Source organism: Streptomyces lincolnensis (assembly GCF_021173675.1).
Lineage (GTDB): Bacteria > Actinomycetota > Actinomycetes > Streptomycetales > Streptomycetaceae > Streptomyces > Streptomyces lincolnensis_B.
Genome location: NZ_JAIHON010000002.1, coordinates 560577 through 580345 on the forward strand (window position 1 = coordinate 560577; position 19769 = coordinate 580345).

Sequence of the window (19769 nt, forward strand, 5' to 3'; positions counted from 1 at the left end):
GAGGTCACAACAGGATTTGTCCGCATAGTGGGAACGCGTGTTGCGCCACCGTGAACAAGGCCCGTGAGCGGGGCTTCTGGGACAACGGGGCTTCTGGGACATCGCCGGGGCCGCCGGTCGAGGGCGGGGATCGAAAGACCGGCGGCCCGTACCGCGCAGGAGCCGTCTTCCTGTGCGGGGCTGCTCCCAGTTGACTGCGCAACCATGTGCGCCGGGAGCGTGCGTGTGACACCGGCGTGTGCGAACGGTTCACACGGGGCGCGTGCGCTCACCACCCGCGCGCGTGCCACTCCGGCAGGTGCGGTCGCTCGGCGCCCAGGGACGTGTCGTTGCCGTGGCCCGGGTAGACCCACGTCTCGTCCGGGAGCGCGTCGAAGATCTTCGTCTCGACGTCGTGGATCAGGCTGGCGAACGCCTTCGGATCCTTGCGGGTGTTGCCGACGCCGCCCGGGAACAGGCAGTCCCCGGTGAAGACATGGGGGTGGCCGTGCGGGTCGTCGTAGACGAGGGCGATCGAGCCCGGCGTGTGGCCGACCAGGTGGCGCGCGGTGAGCTCCACGCGCCCCACGCGGATGGTGTCGCCGTCGTCCATCAGGACGTCGGTCGGCACCGGGATTCCGTCGGCGTCGTCCCGTCCGGCGTACGTCCGCGCGCCCGTGGCCGCGACCACCGCGGCGAGTGCCTGCCAGTGGTCGCCGTGCTGGTGCGTGGTGACGACGGAGGCGATGCCGTCGTGACCGATCATGCCGATCAGGGTGTCCGCGTCGTTGGCCGCGTCGATCAGCAACTGCTCGTCCGTGGCCCGGCAGCGCAGCAGATAGGCGTTGTTGTCCATCGGGCCGACCGCGATCTTGGTGATCATCAGGTCCTTGAGCTCGTGGACGTCTGCCGGGCCGCCCACCGTGACCTGTCCGCTGTACGTCATGGCGGCCAGCCTATAGCCGGGGAGCGGCCCGACAACCGGGCGCGTCCTACAGCGGCGGAAGGGCCGGCAGCGGGCCGCCGGCCACGGTCAGTGCGGCGCCGTCGCGGCGGCCGCACAGCCAGCCGAGCAGGTCGGACGCCGGGCCCGTCACGGTGACCTCGGGCGCGCTCGGCTCGCGGCGGCCCGTGCTCCACGCGCGCGTGCCGTCCGTCAGATGCGCCGGCGGCACGTCGGGGTGCCCGGTGAACCGCTCCACGAGGAACGCGATCTCCCGCTCCGTGAACTCGGCCGGCAGGTCCTCCAGCTCGTACCCGATCCCCAGGTCCACGTGGTGCAGCTCCACCTCGACCCAGCGCCGGAACGGCACCCGGGCCGCCGCGTCGGTGACGCCGTTGCGCAGCTCCACCGTGCGCGACCAGTCGGCGGGCACGGCGCCCGTCTCCTGGAAGCGCGCGGCGCTGTCGCGCAGGTCGGCGAGCTGGATGTCGAGGGGGCGCGGGGCGTCCCGCTCGATGTCGGCGTCCCGGGTCTCGGCCGAGGCGTACATGGGGCGGCCTTCGAGGACGTTCACGAGGGCGTCCGCGTTGCGGGCGAGGTGGGCCAGGACGTGGCCGCGGGTCCAGCCGGGCAACCGTGACGGCTCGGCCACCGACGCGTTGTCCAGCTTGGCGACTGCGGTGAGCAGCCGCTCGGTCGCGTCACGTACAGACGCCAGGTCATGCGCGTGATCAATCATGGTGCTGACATTAGCCCCGCCACTCCTTTGGGTGAAGGTGGTGAAGCAGTGCCGTAAATCGAATGTGCGTGCTATAGGGTCGGCGGTGGCGTCGGGCATGCTGGATGGCCGGGAATTGTTATGCCTCCGGGAATCCGACCGGCGTTGTCAGTGGCTCCCCCTAGTCTGAGAAAGCACGGGGGCCTCGCCCCTGTCACTTCTCTCAAGAAAGGTGCGGACCGGCGTGGCCGACCGTCTCATCGTCCGTGGCGCGCGCGAGCACAACCTGAAGAACGTCTCGCTCGACCTGCCCCGCGACTCGCTCATCGTCTTCACGGGCCTGTCCGGTTCGGGCAAGTCCTCCCTGGCCTTCGACACCATCTTCGCCGAGGGCCAGCGGCGCTACGTGGAGTCGCTCTCCTCGTACGCCCGCCAGTTCCTCGGCCAGATGGACAAGCCGGACGTCGACTTCATCGAGGGCCTGTCGCCCGCGGTCTCCATCGACCAGAAGTCGACCTCGCGCAACCCGCGCTCGACGGTCGGCACCATCACCGAGGTCTACGACTACCTCCGGCTCCTCTTCGCCCGCATCGGCAAGCCGCACTGCCCCGAGTGCGGCCGCCCGATCTCGCGCCAGTCGCCGCAGGCCATTGTCGACAGGGTCCTGGAGCTGCCGGAGGGGAGCCGCTTCCAGGTGCTGTCGCCGCTGGTGCGCGAGCGCAAGGGGGAGTTCGTCGACCTCTTCGCCGATCTCCAGACCAAGGGGTACAGCCGTGCGCGCGTGGACGGCGAGACCGTCCAGCTCTCCAACCCGCCCACGCTGAAGAAGCAGGAGAAGCACACCATCGAGGTGGTCGTCGACCGTCTCACGGTGAAGGACTCCGCCAAGCGCCGGCTCACCGACTCCGTGGAGACCGCCCTCGGCCTCTCCGGCGGCATGGTCGTGCTCGACTTCGTCGACCTCCCCGAGGACGACCCCGAGCGCGAGCGCATGTTCTCCGAGCACCTGTACTGCACCTACGACGACCTGTCCTTCGAGGAGCTGGAGCCCCGCTCCTTCTCCTTCAACTCGCCCTTCGGCGCCTGCCCCGACTGCAGCGGCATCGGCACGCGCATGGAGGTCGACCCGGAACTGATCGTCCCGGACGAGGACAAGTCCCTCGATGAGGGTGCCATCCACCCCTGGTCGCACGGCCACACCAAGGACTACTTCGCCCGCCTCATCAACGCCCTCGCGGACGCGTTGGGATTCCGGACGGACATCCCCTTCGCGGGGCTGCCGCAGCGCGCCAGGAAGGCTCTGCTCCACGGCCACAAGACGCAGATCGAGGTCCGCTACCGCAACCGGTACGGCCGCGAGCGCGTGTACACCACGCCCTTCGAAGGTGCCGTCCCCTTCGTCAAGCGCCGGCACAGCGAGGCCGAGAGCGACGCCAGCCGTGAGCGCTTCGAGGGCTACATGCGCGAGGTGCCCTGCCCCACCTGTGAAGGCACCCGGCTGAAGCCGATCGTCCTCGCGGTCACGGTCATGGGGAAGTCGATCGCCGAGGTCTCCGCGATGTCCATCAGCGACTGCGCGGACTTCCTGGGCGAGATGAAGCTGACCGCCCGCGACAAGAAGATCGCCGAGCGTGTACTGAAGGAGGTCAACGAACGGCTGAAGTTCCTCGTCGACGTCGGCCTGGACTACCTCTCGCTCAACCGCGCGGCGGGCACACTCTCCGGCGGCGAGGCCCAGCGCATCCGCCTGGCCACCCAGATCGGTTCCGGCCTCGTGGGCGTGCTCTACGTCCTGGACGAGCCGTCCATCGGCCTGCACCAGCGCGACAACCACCGGCTCATCGAGACGCTGGTCCGGCTGCGCGACATGGGCAACACGCTCATCGTCGTCGAGCACGACGAGGACACCATCAAAGTCGCCGACTGGGTGGTCGACATCGGACCCGGTGCGGGCGAGCACGGCGGCAAGGTCGTGCACAGCGGTCACCTGAAGGAGCTGCTCGCCAACCCCGAGTCGCAGACCGGGCAGTACCTCTCGGGCAAGAAGTCGATCCCGGTGCCCGACATCCGCCGCCCGCACGACCCGTCCCGGCAGCTCACGGTGCACGGCGCCCGCGAGAACAACCTCCAGGACATCGACGTCTCCTTCCCGCTGGGTGTCTTCACCGCGGTCACGGGCGTGTCCGGCTCCGGCAAGTCGACGCTGGTCAACGACATCCTGTACACCCACCTGGCCCGCGAGCTCAACGGCGCCCGGAGCGTTCCGGGGCGGCACACGCGCGTGGACGGCGACGACCTGGTCGACAAGGTCGTCCATGTCGACCAGTCGCCCATCGGCCGCACCCCGCGGTCCAACCCGGCCACGTACACCGGTGTCTTCGACCACGTCCGCAAGCTGTTCGCCGAGACCACCGAGGCGAAGGTCCGCGGCTACATGCCGGGCCGCTTCTCCTTCAACGTCAAGGGCGGCCGCTGCGAGAACTGCGCGGGCGACGGCACCATCAAGATCGAGATGAACTTCCTCCCGGACGTGTACGTCCCGTGCGAGGTCTGCCACGGCGCCCGCTACAACCGGGAGACCCTGGAGGTCCACTACAAGGGCAAGTCCATCGCCGACGTCCTGAACATGCCGATCGAGGAGGCGACGGACTTCTTCGAGGCCGTCCCCGCCATCGCCCGGCACCTCAACACGCTGAAGGACGTCGGTCTCGGCTACGTCCGTCTCGGCCAGTCCGCGACCACCCTGTCCGGCGGCGAGGCCCAGCGCGTGAAGCTCGCCAGCGAACTCCAGAAGCGGTCGACCGGACGCACGGTCTACGTCCTGGACGAGCCGACCACCGGTCTGCACTTCGAGGACATCAGCAAGCTGCTCAGGGTCCTGTCGGGCCTGGTCGACAAGGGCAACACGGTCATCGTCATCGAGCACAACCTCGACGTGATCAAGACCGCCGACTGGGTCGTCGACATGGGTCCCGAGGGTGGCGCGGGCGGCGGCCTCGTCGTCGCGGAGGGCACGCCGGAGGAGGTCGCCGGGGTTCCGGCCAGCCACACCGGCAAGTTCCTGCGGGAGGTCCTCGGCGCCGACCGGATCAGCGACGCCTCCTCGGTGAAGGCCCCGCGCAAGGCTGCGGCCAAGAAGACGGTCGCGGCCAAGTCGCCGGCGAGGAAGACGGCGACGGCCAAGACCGCCGCCGCCAAGAAGGCCACGCCCGCGAAGAAGGCGACCCGGGCCCGCAAGGCCTGAGGCCGGCCACGCGACAGCGACCGCAACGGGCGGTGCCCTCAGGGCACCGCCCGTTCTCCGGCTCCGCGTCCTCTACTCCACGGCCTCTACAGTCCACCCAGTTCAGAGGCGTACGGCGGTTCCGCGCCCGCCCGCGAGCAGGTGATCGCCGCCGCGCGCGCCGCGAACCGCAGCAGCTGACTCCAGCCGTCGGCGCCCAGCCCGGCGAGCGCCTCCGGCGACAGGGCGTCCCGGGCGGACAGGCCGTGCAGCAGGGCCGCGTTCACGGTGTCGCCCGCGCCGATCGTGTCCACGACGTCTACCTTCTCGCCCGGCACCACGTGCACGGCACCGTCCCGGGTGAACGCGGTCAGTCCGTCACCGCCCTGCGTGATCACGACGGCCGAGGGGCCCGCGGCCAGCCACTCGCGCGGAGTGCCGCCCAGCCACAGCGCGTCCTCCTCGGAGAGCTTGAGCAGCGACACCGACGGCAGCCAGCTCTTGAACCGCGCCCGGTAGGCGTCCGCGTCGGGGATCAGGCCGGCCCGGATGTTCGGATCCAGCGCGGTGAACACCCCCTGCGCGGCCGCCGTCCGCATCAGCTCCTCGTAGGCGCTCGCCCCCGGCTCCAGGACGAGCGAGCAGGTGCCGAAGGACACCGCCCGGGTGCCGTCGGGCAGCCCCGAGGGCGCCGCGAACAGCCGGTCGGCGGTGCCGTCGACGTAGAAGGAGTAGGCGGCCGACCCGTCGGCGTCGATCGTGGCGACCGCGAGCGTGGTCGGCTCGGTGCCGCGCTGTACGGCCGACACGTCCACACCGGACGCGCGCAGCCTGTCGAGCAGGGCCTCGCCGAAGGCGTCGTAGGAGGTGCGGGAGCAGAAGGCCGTGGGGGAGCCGAGGCGGCCGAGGGCGACGGCCGTGTTGTAGGGGCCGCCGCCGAGCGCCGGCTTCAGGTCCGCGAGGGCACCGGTGCCCTGCGGTACCAGGTCGATCAGTGCCTCACCGGCGACGACGATCACGAGAGGGTTCCTTTCCTCGAATTCCCCTGCTGTTTCACGGAGGGGCCGGCCGTGCAGCCGCACGAGCCGCGGTGGACGAAGGCGCAGGCCAGCCGTATGGTCCGGACGGGCCGGTCCGGAGCGGCGAGACGCTCCAGGAGCACCCGGACCGCCTGGGCCCCGATGTCCTTGCTGGGCTGGGCGATCGCGGTGAGCCGGGGGGTGAACAGGTCCGCCCAGGCGAAGTCGTCGAAGCAGCACAGCGCGATGTCGTCCGGAACGGACAGGCCGTGCTCGCGCAGCGCGCGCAGGGCGCCGAGGGTCATCGCGTTGTTGGCGGTGACCAGTGCGGTCGGCGGCACCACCAGGGACAGCAGGGCCGAGGTGGCGCGTCGGCCGCCCTCCGACTCGGAGTCGCCGTGCACCACCAGCCGTTCGTCGTACGGGAGACCGGCGGCGGCGAGACCGTGCCGGTAGCCGGTGATCCGCTCCCTGGTGGTGCTCAGCCCCGGTCGGCCCGCGACCAGGCCGATGCGCCGGTGGCCGAGACCGGTGAGGTGACCGACCAGCTCGGCCGTCGGTTCGGCGCTGTCGGCGCACACCTGGTCGAAACGCGGCCCGTCGTCCTCAGGAGAGTCGACCACCCGGTCCAGGAACACGGCCGGGACGTCGTGGCGCCGCAGGTAGGAGACGAGCGCGCGCGGATCCGCGGAGGGCGCGACGATCATGCCGTCCACCCGGCGCTCGTGCAGGAGCTGGACGACCTTGCGCTCGTGCTCGGGATCGTCGTGCGGATCGGCGATGAGCAGGCTGTAGCCCTGTTCCAGGGCGGCCGCCTCGACACCCTGGAGGATCTCCGTGAAGTACGGGTTGCTGATCGCCGACACCGCGAGCCCGATCGACCGGGTGCGGGAGGTCACCAGGGAACGGGCGAGGGTGTTGGGGGTGTAGCCGAGTTCGTCGATGGCGTCCAGCACGGCCTGGCGGGTGTGGGGGAGCACCGGCCGGGTGTCGTTCAGTACGTGCGAGACGGTCGCCACGGACACACCGGCGCTGCGTGCCACGTCGGCCATGGTCGGCATGGCACTCCCTTCCCGGTACGGCACCGGGAAGTTATCGCATCCGGGGAGGGACGTAAACGCTTGCGCAAGCGTTTACGCACCGTCACTCCCACACCCACTCCCACTCGCACCCCTCTCCCGCTGCCACTCCTGCTCGTACTGCTACTCCTACTCCCAGTCCCAGGCGATCCCCACGATCCCCGACCGCACCCGCGGCTCGACCAGGTGCACGGAGTGGTGCCGCCCCGTGAGGGCCAGCTCCTGGCGTCCGCTGCGGGGCGCCGCCGCCGAGTGCTGGGCGAACCGGTGGCAGCGCGCGGGCAGCGCGTTCTCGTCGAACCGCACCTGGAGCACGTACTGCCCGCCGGCCGGCCCGAACCCCCGGACGTACTCGCGGGACACACCCGCCGTGCCGTCCTCGACGCCGTAGCGGAAGAGGAAGGTGTCGCCGGCCCGCAGCCGGGTGTCGAAGAGGAGCTCCGCCACCAGGATCCCGGTGTCGTGGTGCGAACGCACGCGGCCGGTACGGCAGTTGTCCAGCGCGTGCACGGCCATGCGCTCCGGCGCGCACCCCGGGTCGCCGTGGTGGACGGCGACGAAGCGGTCGACGCCGTCGCGGTGGGCCCGCACGATGTGGTGCGACTCGCGCCCCGCCAGCTCGCGGCGCGCCCCGATGCGGACGCGTTCGTGGTGGCCCAGGGTGTGCAGCCCGCCGTCGGGCGGACAGTCCAGCTCGGCCAGCAGCTGCTCCAGGACGTCCGAGGCGGCCACCAGGGAGCGGTAGGTGCGGGCGGCGGGGCGCTGTGCGCCCGTGCTCTCGTCGGCCCGCGCGAGCAGCCGGATCAGCGACTCCTCCGGCAGCTGAAGGATCTCCTCCAGGGCCCGCACGGCCCGCAGGGACTCCGGACGCTGCGGGCGCCGGGCGCCCTGCTGCCAGTAACTCAGGCTCGTGACGCCGACCTTGACCCCGTGGCGTGACAGATGGTGCTGGACGCGCTGGAGCGGCAGACCGCGGGCGGCGATCGCGGCCCGCAGGGCGACGTGGAAGGGGCCGCCGCGCAGGGCCGAGTCCAGTTCCGCGGTGACGTCGTCGGCGACGTCCGCGTGCTGTGGGGCGTGCGGCATGCAGGGGCCTTTCTGTGAATGTGAAGGTGCACAACGGTTGGTCAGGCCGTTCGCGGACATGCGGGGCCGTGCCGACGCCGGGGGTCTTCACATCCGTACGCCGTCGTTCAGGGCCCCGAGTTCCCCCGCATTGAAGCGTGTTGACCTAGTCCCGACAACACCTGATGCCCAACCGGGGCACACTCCTGGCCGACTTCGGGCCCGTCGCCTCAGGACGCGCTCCCCGTCCCGTTCTCGCCCAGCACCTCTCTGATCGCGCGTGCGGACAGCGCCGACTTGTGAAGGAAACCGCGGGCCGGGCTGGCGGCGACGAGTTCCTGGAAGTCCTCCAGGGAATGCGTGGAGATCAGGACGATGACCGAGGAGACACGGCGGGCCAGTTCGGCCGCGACGTCCAGGCCGCTCTCGCCGTCGAGGTCGAGGTCCACCAGGACGACGTCCGGGACCAGCTCCGTGGCCCGTGAGAGGGCTTCCGCGCCCGACGAGGCGACGCCGACGACAGGGATCCCGTCGCGTTCCAGCAGCGTGCGCGCGGCCTCCAGGAACCGGGCGCTGTCATCCACGATGAGACAGCGCAGGGACATGCTGCCAGCGTGCCGACCGACCGGTGATTGCGCTTTCCGGCTAGCCGGAAAAGATCGGGGCCCGGCGATACCGGTCACCTGGTACGTGCCCAAGTGCTGTGCCGAATCCACCGTTTCGTACGGACCCGGCGCCGCGGGGCGTCACGGGGGGTAGCGTGGTGTCCGCCCTGGGGAGGCCGCGAACGTCCGGTCGAGTGGGGGTGCGCGATGAAGGCGTCGCAGAGGGACCACGGACTCCGCCGGATCCCCCGGATCCTGGCCTCGGGGACGGTGGCAGCGGCCCTGCTGCTGGCCGGATGCGGTGGCGGGAGCGAGGGCGACGACAGGCGGCGGGCGCGGGGGGACACGACCTGCGACGGCAGGATCGAGGGCACCGCGTACATCACGGTGTGGTTCCACGCGGGACCGAGCGGCGAGTACAACACGCTGCGGCGCCAGGTCGAGGACTTCAACAGGACGCAGCGGCAGGTACGGGTAGAGCTCGTCACCCTGCCCGAGCAGCGGCCGTACAACGAACTGGTGCTCTCCGCCGCGGCCAGCGGCGATCTGCCGGACCTGCTCGACTTCGACGGGCCGCGGCTGTACAGCTACGCCTGGTCCGGCGAGCTCAGGCCGATGGACTCCTGCGTCCCCGAGCGCCTCCGCGACGATCTGCTGCCCTCGATCCTCCGGCAGGGCACCTACGAGGAGCGGCTGTACGGCCTCGGCACCTTCGACTCGGGCATGGGTCTGTACGTACGGCCGTCGGTCCTGAAGGAGGCCGGGGTCCGCGTCCCCCGGGGGATCGAGGACGCCTGGACGGCCGAGGAGCTGACCGGCGTCCTGCGCACCCTTCGCGAGCGGGGGCACCCGACACCGCTCGACCTCGGGCTCGTCCACGTGCGGCCCGGCGAGGAGTGGCCCGCGTACGGCTTCGCGCCCGCGGTGTGGTCGGCGGGCGGTGATCTCATCGAACCGAGAACGTTCCGCACGGCCGACGGGTTCCTCAACGGTCCCGAGTCGGTCAGGGCGCTCACCGTCCTCCAGAACTGGGTCCGGGAAGGGCTGGTCGAACCCGGGAAGGGCGACGAGCGGGCCTTCCTCGAAGGCCGCAGCGTCATGTCCTGGACCGGCCACTGGTGGTACCCGGACTACAGCAGGGCCTTCCCCGACGACGTGGCGATCGTGCCCCTGCCCGACTTCGGTGAGGGCACGGTGACCGGCATGGGCTCCTGGCAGTGGGGCGTTCCGGCGGGCGACGCCGACGGGGACGCCGTCTGGCGCTTCCTCGACCATCTGCTGAAGCCGGAGCAGGTGCACCGGATGACCACGGCCAACGGCGCCGTACCGGCCACGAACAGCGCGGTGAAGCTGTCGGCGAGGTACCGGGCCGGTGGCGCCGAGCACCTGTTCATCGAGCAACTGCGAAGCGGCGTGGCACGCCCCCGGCCGCAGACACCCGCCTACCCCGCCGTCACCGAGGCCTTCGCCGGGGCCTTCCGGAAGATCATGATCGACGGGGCGCCGGTGCGGGCCACCCTCGACGCGGCGGCCGAGGCCATCGACAAGGACCTCGCCGCCCACGACGGCTATCCGCGGAGCGGGCCGTGACCCGCGCCGTCCCGGTGGTCCAGGGTGCCAGGGGCCCGCCCGCCCGGACACCCAAGGCTTCGGCCCGACGAGGGCTCCGAAGCCTTCAGCCGCGTTTCCGCCGCGCTGTCCGCCGCGCCCTCCGGCGCTTTCCGTCCTCCCCGCCGAGCCCGACCAGGTGGTGCGCATGACCGACGTCGACGGCACGATCCCCGCCCACGCGGACAACCCGGACACCGGGCGGTGAGGAGCCGGCCATGTGCCCCTCACCGCCGAGACGAGGCGTTCCGGCCCCGCTCCGCTTCCTGACGGGACGCCCGGGGCGTCCCCCGCTCCTGGCCCGGCTGCGGGTCGGCCGGAAGCTGATGCTCCTCGTGCTGCTGCCGGTGACCGGACTGCTGGCCTTCACCGCCTTCAGCGGTGTGGGGCAGTGGCAGGAGGCGCGGACGCTGCGGGAGTTCCACACCGCGACCGAGGTGTCCTTCGCGACGACCGAGGTCTCCGACGCCGTCGCACGGGAGCGGAACGCCGCCGTCCAGGTCCTGCTGCGGCCCGGACCGGCCGCCCTGGCGGAGCGGACCGAGGCCGAACGGGCCACCGGCCGGACGCTGGAGCGTGCCGTCGACCGGGCCGGCGCCCGGACCGGGCCCGATGTCGCCGGCACGCTCGACGCCGTCGGCCGTCGACTGCACGCCCTCCGGGTCCAGACGGGCACCGGCTCGCTCGGCACGCGCGCGGTGACGGACAGGTACGCGACCATCGAGGACACGCTGCTCGACACCGTCGCCGTCCTCGAGTCCGGCCGCCCCACCAGGGCCTCCGGTCGCGCGGCCGACGCCCATGTGGCGCTCCTGCGGGCCGTCGAGGCCGCCGAACGGGAGCGGGTGGAGCTGGCGGTCCTGCTCGACGCCCCCGCCGCCGAGCGGCCCACCGGGGCGGGCCGCTGGCCCGCGCTGGAGGACGCCCAGCTCAGGACGTTCCAGCAGAACACCACGGACGAGCTGCGGGCCGCGGTGTACGCCACGAAGTTCCAGGCTCCGGGGCGGGCCGTCCGCCGGGTCCGCGACATGCTCGCCACCGCGGACCCCGCCACCGCCCACTGGCCCTCGTACGAACGCTGGACGGCCGACTCCGCGGCCCGCGTCGACGCGCTGCGCGGCATCCAGGACCGGGCCGCGCGCGACCTCGCCGACACGGCGGGCAGGGACCGCCGCACCGCCGAGACCCACGCCGAGCGCGACCTCGCCGCCTCCCTGGCCGTCCTGGCCGTCGTCACGGTCCTCGCGCTGACGCTGCGACGGTCGATCACCCGCCCCCTCGGCGAGGTCTCCGCGGGCGCCCGGGCCCTGTCGTCCGGCGATCTCTCGTACGACATCCGGTACGCCGGGCGCGACGAACTCGGCGATGTCGCCGACACCTTCCGCGAGCTGCGGGTGACCACCGAGCGGCTGGCCGGCGAGATCCGCGCCATGAACAAGGCGATCGACGACAACCGGCTCGAACACCGTGCCGACGTGGCCTCCTTCGACGGCACCTGGGCCCAGCTGCTCGGTGGCATGAACGGCACCATGGCGTCCTTCTCGGCGGCGCACGGGCGGCGCCGGAAGGCCGAACAGGAGCTGGAGAGCATCTTCAACCTCTCCCTGGACCTGCTGTGCATCAGCGGACTCGACGGGTACTTCAAGCGGGTCAATCCGGCTTTCCAACGCACCCTGGGGTACCCGGTCGACGCCCTCCTGGCCAAGCCGTTCGTGGCGTTCGTGCACGAGGAGGACCGGGCGGGCACCCGCGAGACCTTCCTGCGCCTGGAGAGCGGCGCCGACGTGATCGAGTTCGAGAACCGCTATCTGCGCGCGGACGGCACCGAGTGCTGGCTCCAGTGGAGCGCGCGGCCGGTCCCCGAGGAGGGCCTCATCTACGCCGCCGCCCGTGACGTCACCGAGAGCCGCCGGACCGCCCGGGAGCAGGCCGCGCTGCGCCGGGTCGCCACCCTGGTCGCCCGTGGCGCCCCGCCGTCCCAGGTGTTCGCGAGGGTGGCGGAGGAGGTCGGCGGCCTGCTGGACACCACCGCCGCCGTCCTCAGGCACGAGCCCGACGGCAGTCGTACGGTGCTCGGGACCGCGCACGGGATCTCCCGGGAGGTCGAGTCGGCCACGCGCGAGGCGCGCCGTGCGGCGGGACAGAAGGTGGTCCAGGAGGTGGCGCGGACCCGGCGCGCGGCCCATGTGGGCCACGCCGTGGGCGCGCCGATCGTCGTGGACGACCGGATCTGGGGCTTCGTCGTCGCGGCCTCCCCGCTCAAGGTCCTGCCGGCCGGGACCGAGGCGAGACTCGCCGACTTCACCGAACTCGTCGCCACCGCCATCGCCAACGCGGACAGCCGTGCCCAGCTGACGGCCTCACGCGCGCGCGTGGTGGCCGCCGCCGACGCCTCCCGCCGGCGCATCGAGCGCGATCTGCACGACGGCGTCCAGCAACGGCTCGTCGCGCTCCAACTGGACCTGCGGCTGGCCGAGTCCCTGGTGCCCGACCCGTCCTCGGAACTCGCCCGGCAGCTCGCCCATGTCGCCAAGGGCCTCGACGACTCCTTCCAGGACCTGCTCCAGGTGGCCCGCGGCATCCACCCGGCCATCCTCTCCAAGGGCGGCCTCGGCCCGGCCCTGCGCTCCCTGGCCCGTCGCTCCGCGATCCCGGTGGCGCTCGATCTGCGGCTTCCCGGGACCCGGTTGCCGGAACAGCTGGAGGTGGCCGCCTACTACGTGACCTCCGAGTCCCTCACCAACGCCGCCAAGCACGCGCACGCGCGCGAGGTGAGCGTCCGGGCCGGGATCCGGGACGGCCACCTGGAGCTGACCATCCACGACGACGGCGGCGGAGGCGCCGAGCCGGGCCGCGGCTCCGGACTGATCGGCCTGATCGACCGCGTCGAGGCGATCGGCGGCAAGCTCGTCGTCAGCAGCCCGCCGGGGGACGGCACGACCCTGGACGTGCGGCTGCCGCTGGAGGGTCCCGGAACACAGAGGTGACCGCCCGGGGTGTACGCCGGGGAGTTGTCCGGACGGGGGAGTTCCGGACGCGGTGACGTGGCGCACACCTCGGGCGGTCGTGGCGGACGGAGAGGCAACCGTCCGGTTCCGGGGGAGGGGCGGAACGCACCGCCGCCTTCCTGTCCTGCTACGGGCAGGCAGTCCCGCTCCGACCCCGGGCCGCGCGCTTGGCGCGCACGATGTCGGAGTCCCGCGGGTCGAGCAGGTCGCGCAGCGTGGACGTCTCGTCGGTGGCCCGGCCGGCCCGCGCCGGTCCGCGTCGCTTCTCGATCCGTGTCCGCCGCATGTCCCGCAGCCCTTCGACCGATGACCACCGCCTCACTGCCGAAGCGCCGGTCCCTTCGTATCCGCAGTGGGTCGAGCATCCCTCGCCCACGTCCCCAAGTCGTCACGGCAGGCCCCCAATTCCGCTTCCGGCTAGCCGTACCCCCGCTCCTCCGGCAGGCTGTTGGGGGCGCACCGCAGGGGACGGGGGCCGGATCATGCAGGCATCGCAGCAGTCCGTACGGGGACGGGTCGTCCTCGCCGACGACGACGTCCTGCTCAGGGAGGGCCTGGCCAGTCTCTGCGAGGGCGTCGGATACGAGGTGGCGGGCCAGGCGGGGGACGCGGCCGGGCTCCTGGCCCTGGTGGCCGAGCAGCACCCGGATCTCGCGATCGTGGACATCAGGATGCCCCCGGACCACTCCACCGAGGGACTGAAGGCGGCCCGCACGATCCGTGAGCGCCATCCGGACACCGGCATCCTCGTGCTGTCGGCGTACGTCGAGGTCGAGGACGCGCTGGAGCTGCTGGCGGGCGGCCGCGGGGTCGGCTACCTCCTCAAGAGCCGGGTCACCGTCGTGGACGAGTTCATCGAGGCCCTGGACCGGATCGGCAGGGGCGGCTCGGTCGTCGACCCCTCGCTGGTGCAGGAGTTGTTCTCGGCCCAGCGGCGCGACGACCCACTGTCCCACCTCAGCGCCCGCGAGCGCGAGGTCCTCGCTCTCATGGCGGAGGGCCGCTCGAACGCGGGCATCGGCCGCCGCCTGTGGGTCACCGAGGGCACCGTCGAGAAGCACGTCCGCAGCATCCTGGGCAAGCTCGGCCTCCAGGAGGACACCGACGCGCACCGCAGGGTGCTCGCCGTGCTCACGTTCCTGGAGTCCCGGTAACGACTCCCGGCGGGCCCTGGGACGGTTGTCCACAGGCTCGCCGCGCTGTCAGCCCTCGCCAGTAGGGTGTGAGACATGGCCGACCCCTCCAGCTACCGCCCCAAGCCGGGACAGATCCCCGACTCTCCCGGGGTGTACAGGTTCCGTGACGAGCACCGCCGGGTGATCTACGTCGGGAAGGCGAAAAGCCTGCGCCAGCGCCTGGCGAACTACTTCCAGGACCTGGCGGGCCTGCACCCGCGCACCCGCTCCATGGTCACCACGGCCGCGTCCGTGGAGTGGACGGTGGTCTCCACCGAGGTCGAGGCCCTCCAACTGGAGTACTCCTGGATCAAGGAGTACGACCCCCGGTTCAACGTCAAGTACCGCGACGACAAGAGCTACCCGTACCTCGCGGTGACGATGAACGAGGAGTATCCGCGCGTCCAGGTGATGCGCGGTCACAAGAAGAAGGGGGTCCGCTACTTCGGGCCGTACGCGCACGCGTGGGCCATCCGCGACACCGTCGACCTGCTGCTGCGGGTCTTCCCGGTCCGCACCTGCTCGGCCGGCGTCTTCAAGAACGCCGCCCGCACCGGACGCCCCTGCCTCCTCGGCTACATCGGCAAGTGCTCGGCACCCTGCGTCGACCGTGTCTCCGCCGAGGAGCACCGCGAACTCGCCGAGGAGTTCAGCGACTTCATGGCCGGCCGCACCGGCACGTATCTGCGCCGCCTGGAGAAGCGGATGACGGAGGCGGCCGAGGAGATGGAGTACGAGCGGGCGGCCCGCCTGCGCGACGACATCGAGGCCCTGAAGAAGGCCATGGAGAAGAACGCGGTCGTGCTCGCCGACGCCACCGACGCCGACCTGATCGCGGTCGCCGAGGATGAGCTGGAAGCGGCCGTGCAGATCTTCCACGTCCGCGGCGGGCGGGTGCGCGGCCAGCGCGGCTGGGTCACCGACAAGGTCGAGGAGATCACCACCGGCGCCCTGGTGGAACACGCCCTCCAGCAGCTCTACGGCGAGGAGACCGGCGACTCGGTCCCCAAGGAGGTGCTCGTCCCGGCCCTGCCCGACCCGGTGGAGCCCGTACAGGAGTGGCTCACCGTCCGCCGCGGCTCGAACGTCTCGCTGCGCATCCCGCAGCGCGGCGACAAGAAGGCCCTCATGGAGACCGTGCAGCGCAACGCCCTCCAGGCGCTCGCCCTGCACAAGACCAAGCGCGCCTCCGACCTGACCACCCGCTCGCGCGCCCTGGAGGAGATCGCCGAGGCCCTCGACCTGGACAGCGCCCCGCTCAGGATCGAGTGCTACGACATCTCCCACCTCCAGGGCGACGACGTGGTGGCCTCCATGGTCGTCTTCGAGGACGGCCTCCAGCGCAAGAGCGAGTACCGCCGCTTCCAGATCAAGGGCTTCGCGGGCCAGGACGACGTGCGGTCCATGCACGAGGTGATCACCCGCCGCTTCCGGCGCTACCTCGCGGAGAAGGAGCGCACGGGGGAGTGGGCCGACGGCGAGACCCCCGTCACCGACGGCACCGGCACCGGCCTCCCCGACGGCAACGGCACCGGCCTCCCCGACGGCAACGGCACCCGCCTCCCCGAGGGCACCGGCACCGGCCTCCCCGACGACTCCGCGGCCGGCCTCGGCGCACTCAAGGACGACGACGGCCGCCCCAGGCGCTTCGCCTACCCGCCCCAGCTCGTCGTGGTCGACGGCGGGCAGCCCCAGGTCGCCGCGGCCAAGAGGGCGCTCGACGAGCTCGGCATCGACGACATCGCCGTGTGCGGTCTGGCCAAGCGCCTGGAGGAGGTCTGGCTGCCCGGCGAGGACGACCCGGTGGTCCTGCCCCGTACCAGTGAGGGCCTCTACCTGCTCCAGCGGGTCCGGGACGAGGCCCACCGCTTCGCGATCACCTACCAGCGCGTCAAGCGCGCCAAGCGCTTCCGGTCGAGCCCCCTGGACGACGTGCCGGGCCTCGGTGAGACTCGGAAGCAGGCGCTGATCAAGCATTTCGGTTCGGTGAAGAAGCTGCGGTCCGCGACGATCGAGCAGATCTGCGAGGTCCCGGGGATAGGCCGCAAGACGGCCGAGACCATCGCCGTGGCCCTCGCCCGGACGGCCCCGCCCGCGCCCGCCGTCAACACGGCGACAGGCGAGATCATGGAAGACGATGAGACAGGGGCACCCGAGACGACGGCGGATGCCCCTGGGGAGCCCGTGTCCGCGGGCGCCCCGGACGAACGACGGGGGCAGGAGAGATGAACGAGCACGACGAGCAACCCACGGCACAGCGAGATCAGACGCACCAGGAAACCGGCGACGATCCCGCCGAGCAGGACGCACACCACGACGACGGAGCACAGGTGAGTACGGGCAGCGAAACAGCCGCGGTCCCCGAGGCGGCCATCCCCGAGCTGGTGATCATCTCCGGCATGTCCGGGGCCGGCCGCTCCACGGCCGCCAAGTGTCTGGAGGACCTCGGCTGGTTCGTGGTCGACAACCTCCCGCCCGCGCTGATCCCCACCATGGTGGAGCTCGGCGCCCGCTCCCAGGGCAACGTGGCGCGGATCGCGGTCGTCGTCGACGTCCGCGGACGCCGCTTCTTCGACAACCTCCGGGAGTCCCTCGCCGACCTCGACAGCCGGCACGTCACCCGGCGGATCGTCTTCCTGGAGTCCTCCGACGACGCCCTGGTGCGCCGCTTCGAGTCGGTGCGCCGCCCGCACCCCCTCCAGGGCGACGGCCGTATCGTCGACGGCATCGCCGCCGAGCGCGAACTGCTGCGCGAGCTGCGCGGCGACGCCGACCTGGTGATCGACACCTCCAGCCTGAACGTGCACGAGCTGCGCGCCAAGATGGACGCCCAGTTCGCCGGCGAGGAGGAGCCCGAGCTGCGGGCCACCGTCATGTCCTTCGGCTTCAAGTACGGCCTCCCGGTCGACGCCGACCTGGTCGTGGACATGCGCTTCCTGCCCAACCCGCACTGGGTCCCGGAGCTGCGCCCCTTCACCGGCCTGAACGAGGAGGTGTCGGCGTACGTCTTCAACCAGCCCGGCGCCAAGGAGTTCATCGACCGCTACTCCGAGCTGCTGCAGCTCATCGCGGCCGGATACCGCCGCGAGGGCAAGCGGTACGTGACCATCGCGGTCGGCTGCACCGGCGGCAAGCACCGCTCCGTCGCCACATCGGAGAAGCTCGCCGCCCGTCTCGCCTCCCAGGGCGTGGAGACGGTGGTCGTGCACCGGGACATGGGACGCGAATGACCGGACGTTCTCCGCGGCTGAGCAGGCTGCGCCGGACGGTGCCCGAGGGCCGGGCGAGCAGGCCCGTCGAGGCCCGCGGCGCCCGGCCGCGCCGCCGGGGCGCCCAGCCCAAGGTGGTCGCCCTCGGCGGCGGCATGGGCCTGTCCGCCTCGCTCGCCGCCCTGCGCCGGATCACCGGCGACCTCACCGCCGTCGTCACCGTGGCCGACGACGGCGGCTCCAGCGGCCGGCTCCGTGACGAGCTGGGGGTGCTGCCGCCCGGTGACCTGCGCAAGGCGCTGGCCGCGCTGTGCGGGGACGACGACTGGGGCCAGACCTGGGCCCGAGTGATCCAGCACCGCTTCGAGTCCAAGGGCGACCTGCACGAACACGCGGTCGGCAACCTGCTGATCGTGGCGCTGTGGGAGCAGCTCGGCGATCATGTCCAGGCCCTGGACCTGGTCGGCAAGCTGCTGGGCGCGCACGGCCGCGTGCTGCCCATGTCCGCCGTACCGCTGGAGCTCCAGGCCCTGGTCAGGGGCCACGACCCGGCGCGGCCCGCGGACGTGGACACCGTGCGGGGGCAGGCGACCGTGGCCCTCACCCCCGGTGAGGTGCAGTCGGTGCACCTGGTGCCGCACGACCCGCCCGCCGTGCCGGAGGCGGTGGCGGCCGTCCTGGACGCGGACTGGGTGGTGCTCGGCCCCGGGTCCTGGTTCTCATCCGTCATCCCGCATCTGCTCGTGCCCGAACTCCTGGACGCCCTCACGCAGACGAAGGCGCGCCGGGTACTCTCCCTGAACCTCGCGCCGCAGCCCGGAGAAACCGAGGGCTTCTCCCCGCAGCGTCATTTGGAGGTTTTGGGACGACACGCCCCTAAACTCGCCCTGGACGTGGTGCTGGCCGACGAGGCCGCCGTGCCCGACCGCGATGTGCTCACCGAGGCCGCCAAGCGGTTCGGTGCCGCGGTCGAGCTGGCCCCGGTCGCCCGGAGGGACGGATCTCCCCGGCATGACCCGGAGCTGCTGGCCGCCGCGTACGACCGTATTTTTCGGATGCATGGAAGGATCGGCCCATGGCGATGACGGCAGCGGTGAAGGACGAGATCTCCCGGCTCCCCGTCACCCGGACCTGCTGCAGAAAGGCGGAGGTCTCCGCCATTCTGCGGTTCGCCGGCGGCCTTCACCTGGTGAGCGGGCGCATCGTGATCGAGGCGGAGCTGGACACCGCGATGGCGGCCCGCCGCCTCAAGCGGGACATCCTGGAGATCTTCGGCCACAGCTCCGAACTGATCGTGATGGCACCGGGCGGACTGCGCCGCGGCTCGCGTTATGTGGTCCGGGTCGTGGCCGGCGGTGACCAGCTGGCCCGCCAGACGGGTCTGGTCGACGGGCGGGGTCGTCCGATCCGTGGTCTGCCCCCGCAGGTCGTCTCCGGGGCCACCTGTGACGCCGAGGCCGCCTGGCGCGGGGCCTTCCTGGCGCATGGCTCGCTGACGGAGCCCGGCCGTTCCTCCTCCCTGGAGGTGACCTGCCCGGGCCCGGAGGCCGCGCTCGCCCTGGTCGGCGCCGCCCGCCGGCTCTCCATCGCCGCCAAGGCCCGCGAGGTGCGCGGCGTGGACCGCGTGGTCGTCCGGGACGGTGACGCGATCGGCGCCCTGTTGACCCGGCTCGGCGCTCATGAGTCCGTGCTGGCCTGGGAGGAGCGGCGGATGCGCCGCGAGGTCCGGGCCACGGCGAACCGTCTCGCCAACTTCGACGACGCCAACCTGCGCCGCTCGGCGCGCGCGGCCGTGGCCGCCGGTGCCCGGGTCCAGCGGGCCCTGGAGATCCTGGGCGACGACGTCCCCGAGCACCTCGCGGCCGCCGGCCGGCTGCGCATGGACCACAAGCAGGCCTCCCTGGAGGAGCTGGGCGCGCTCGCCGACCCGCCGCTGACCAAGGACGCGGTGGCCGGCCGGATCCGCCGGCTGCTGGCGATGGCCGACAAGCGCGCCTCCGACCTGGGCGTCCCGGGCACGGAGGCCAACCTCAGCGAGGAGCTGGCCGACAACCTGGTGGGCTGACCCGCACGGTCCAACACGCCGGTGCCGAGAACCACTTGGGTGATCGGCACCGGCGTTTGCGTGTCGTTGAGGC

At 71.9% G+C, this 19769-nt stretch carries 15 protein-coding genes; 8 read left to right on the top strand and 7 right to left on the bottom strand.

Annotated elements, in window-relative coordinates; all coding sequences use genetic code 11:
- Positions 1-268: 268 nt before the first annotated feature.
- Together K4B79_RS06070 and K4B79_RS06075 are read right to left on the bottom strand one after the other, a co-directional pair.
- Complete coding sequence (locus K4B79_RS06070) at positions 269-925, bottom strand: MBL fold metallo-hydrolase (RefSeq protein WP_232025207.1); 657 nt, start codon at positions 923-925, stop codon at positions 269-271.
- 46 nt (positions 926-971) lie between these two features.
- Positions 972-1661, bottom strand: a complete 690-nt coding sequence (locus tag K4B79_RS06075; protein ID WP_232025208.1) for a maleylpyruvate isomerase family mycothiol-dependent enzyme — start codon at positions 1659-1661, stop codon at positions 972-974.
- 223 nt (positions 1662-1884) lie between these two features.
- Between K4B79_RS06075 and uvrA the strand changes: the two genes are divergently transcribed.
- On the top strand, positions 1885-4884 hold the full coding sequence (gene uvrA / locus K4B79_RS06080; protein WP_232025209.1) for an excinuclease ABC subunit UvrA: 3000 nt from the start codon (positions 1885-1887) through the stop codon (positions 4882-4884).
- An 86-nt stretch (positions 4885-4970) separates the two neighbouring features.
- Here the strand turns inward: uvrA and K4B79_RS06085 are convergent, their stop codons facing one another.
- The 4 genes from K4B79_RS06085 to K4B79_RS06100 all read right to left on the bottom strand — a co-directional run bounded on the left by K4B79_RS06085 (position 4971) and on the right by K4B79_RS06100 (position 8631).
- The gene (locus K4B79_RS06085; RefSeq protein WP_232025210.1) at positions 4971-5882 is read right to left on the bottom strand and encodes a carbohydrate kinase family protein; all 912 of its coding nucleotides are present in this window, start codon (positions 5880-5882) and stop codon (positions 4971-4973) included.
- Positions 5879-6943, bottom strand: a complete 1065-nt coding sequence (locus K4B79_RS06090; RefSeq protein WP_232025211.1) for a LacI family DNA-binding transcriptional regulator — start codon at positions 6941-6943, stop codon at positions 5879-5881. Before K4B79_RS06090 ends, K4B79_RS06085 begins: the two co-directional genes overlap by 4 nt.
- A 147-nt stretch (positions 6944-7090) precedes the next feature.
- Positions 7091-8047, bottom strand: coding sequence for a hypothetical protein (locus K4B79_RS06095; protein ID WP_232025212.1), 957 nt, complete (start codon positions 8045-8047; stop codon positions 7091-7093).
- Between the two features lie 209 nt (positions 8048-8256).
- The gene (locus K4B79_RS06100) at positions 8257-8631 is read right to left on the bottom strand and encodes a response regulator (RefSeq protein WP_232025213.1); all 375 of its coding nucleotides are present in this window, start codon (positions 8629-8631) and stop codon (positions 8257-8259) included.
- Positions 8632-8838: 207 nt separating this feature from the next.
- Between K4B79_RS06100 and K4B79_RS06105 the strand changes: the two genes are divergently transcribed.
- Positions 8839-10221, top strand: coding sequence for an ABC transporter substrate-binding protein (locus K4B79_RS06105; RefSeq protein ID WP_232025214.1), 1383 nt, complete (start codon positions 8839-8841; stop codon positions 10219-10221).
- Between the two features lie 236 nt (positions 10222-10457).
- Positions 10458-13226 carry a nitrate- and nitrite sensing domain-containing protein gene (locus K4B79_RS06110; RefSeq protein WP_374208427.1) on the top strand — a complete coding sequence of 923 codons (2769 nt, stop codon included), beginning with the start codon at positions 10458-10460 and terminating at the stop codon, positions 13224-13226.
- A gap of 148 nt (positions 13227-13374) precedes the next feature.
- Here K4B79_RS06110 and K4B79_RS06115 read toward each other — a convergent pair whose 3' ends face one another.
- On the bottom strand, positions 13375-13533 hold the full coding sequence (locus K4B79_RS06115) for a hypothetical protein (protein WP_232025215.1): 159 nt from the start codon (positions 13531-13533) through the stop codon (positions 13375-13377).
- A gap of 196 nt (positions 13534-13729) precedes the next feature.
- Here K4B79_RS06115 and K4B79_RS06120 point away from each other — a divergent pair, with 196 nt between their 5' ends.
- The 5 genes from K4B79_RS06120 to whiA all read left to right on the top strand — a co-directional run bounded on the left by K4B79_RS06120 (position 13730) and on the right by whiA (position 19696).
- Positions 13730-14401, top strand: coding sequence for a response regulator transcription factor (locus K4B79_RS06120; protein ID WP_232025216.1), 672 nt, complete (start codon positions 13730-13732; stop codon positions 14399-14401).
- Positions 14402-14476: 75 nt separating this feature from the next.
- Positions 14477-16651 (top strand): excinuclease ABC subunit UvrC, encoded by a 2175-nt coding sequence (uvrC, locus tag K4B79_RS06125; RefSeq protein WP_232025217.1) that lies wholly within the window; start codon positions 14477-14479, stop codon positions 16649-16651.
- Positions 16648-17652 carry an RNase adapter RapZ gene (gene rapZ / locus K4B79_RS06130; RefSeq protein ID WP_232025218.1) on the top strand — a complete coding sequence of 335 codons (1005 nt, stop codon included), beginning with the start codon at positions 16648-16650 and terminating at the stop codon, positions 17650-17652. Before uvrC ends, rapZ begins: the two co-directional genes overlap by 4 nt.
- Positions 17649-18716 carry a gluconeogenesis factor YvcK family protein gene (locus K4B79_RS06135; RefSeq protein ID WP_232025219.1) on the top strand — a complete coding sequence of 356 codons (1068 nt, stop codon included), beginning with the start codon at positions 17649-17651 and terminating at the stop codon, positions 18714-18716. Before rapZ ends, K4B79_RS06135 begins: the two co-directional genes overlap by 4 nt.
- Positions 18707-19696, top strand: a complete 990-nt coding sequence (gene whiA, locus K4B79_RS06140; RefSeq protein ID WP_232025220.1) for a DNA-binding protein WhiA — start codon at positions 18707-18709, stop codon at positions 19694-19696. The genes K4B79_RS06135 and whiA overlap by 10 nt, the downstream gene beginning before the upstream one ends.
- Positions 19697-19769: the final 73 nt, after the last annotated feature.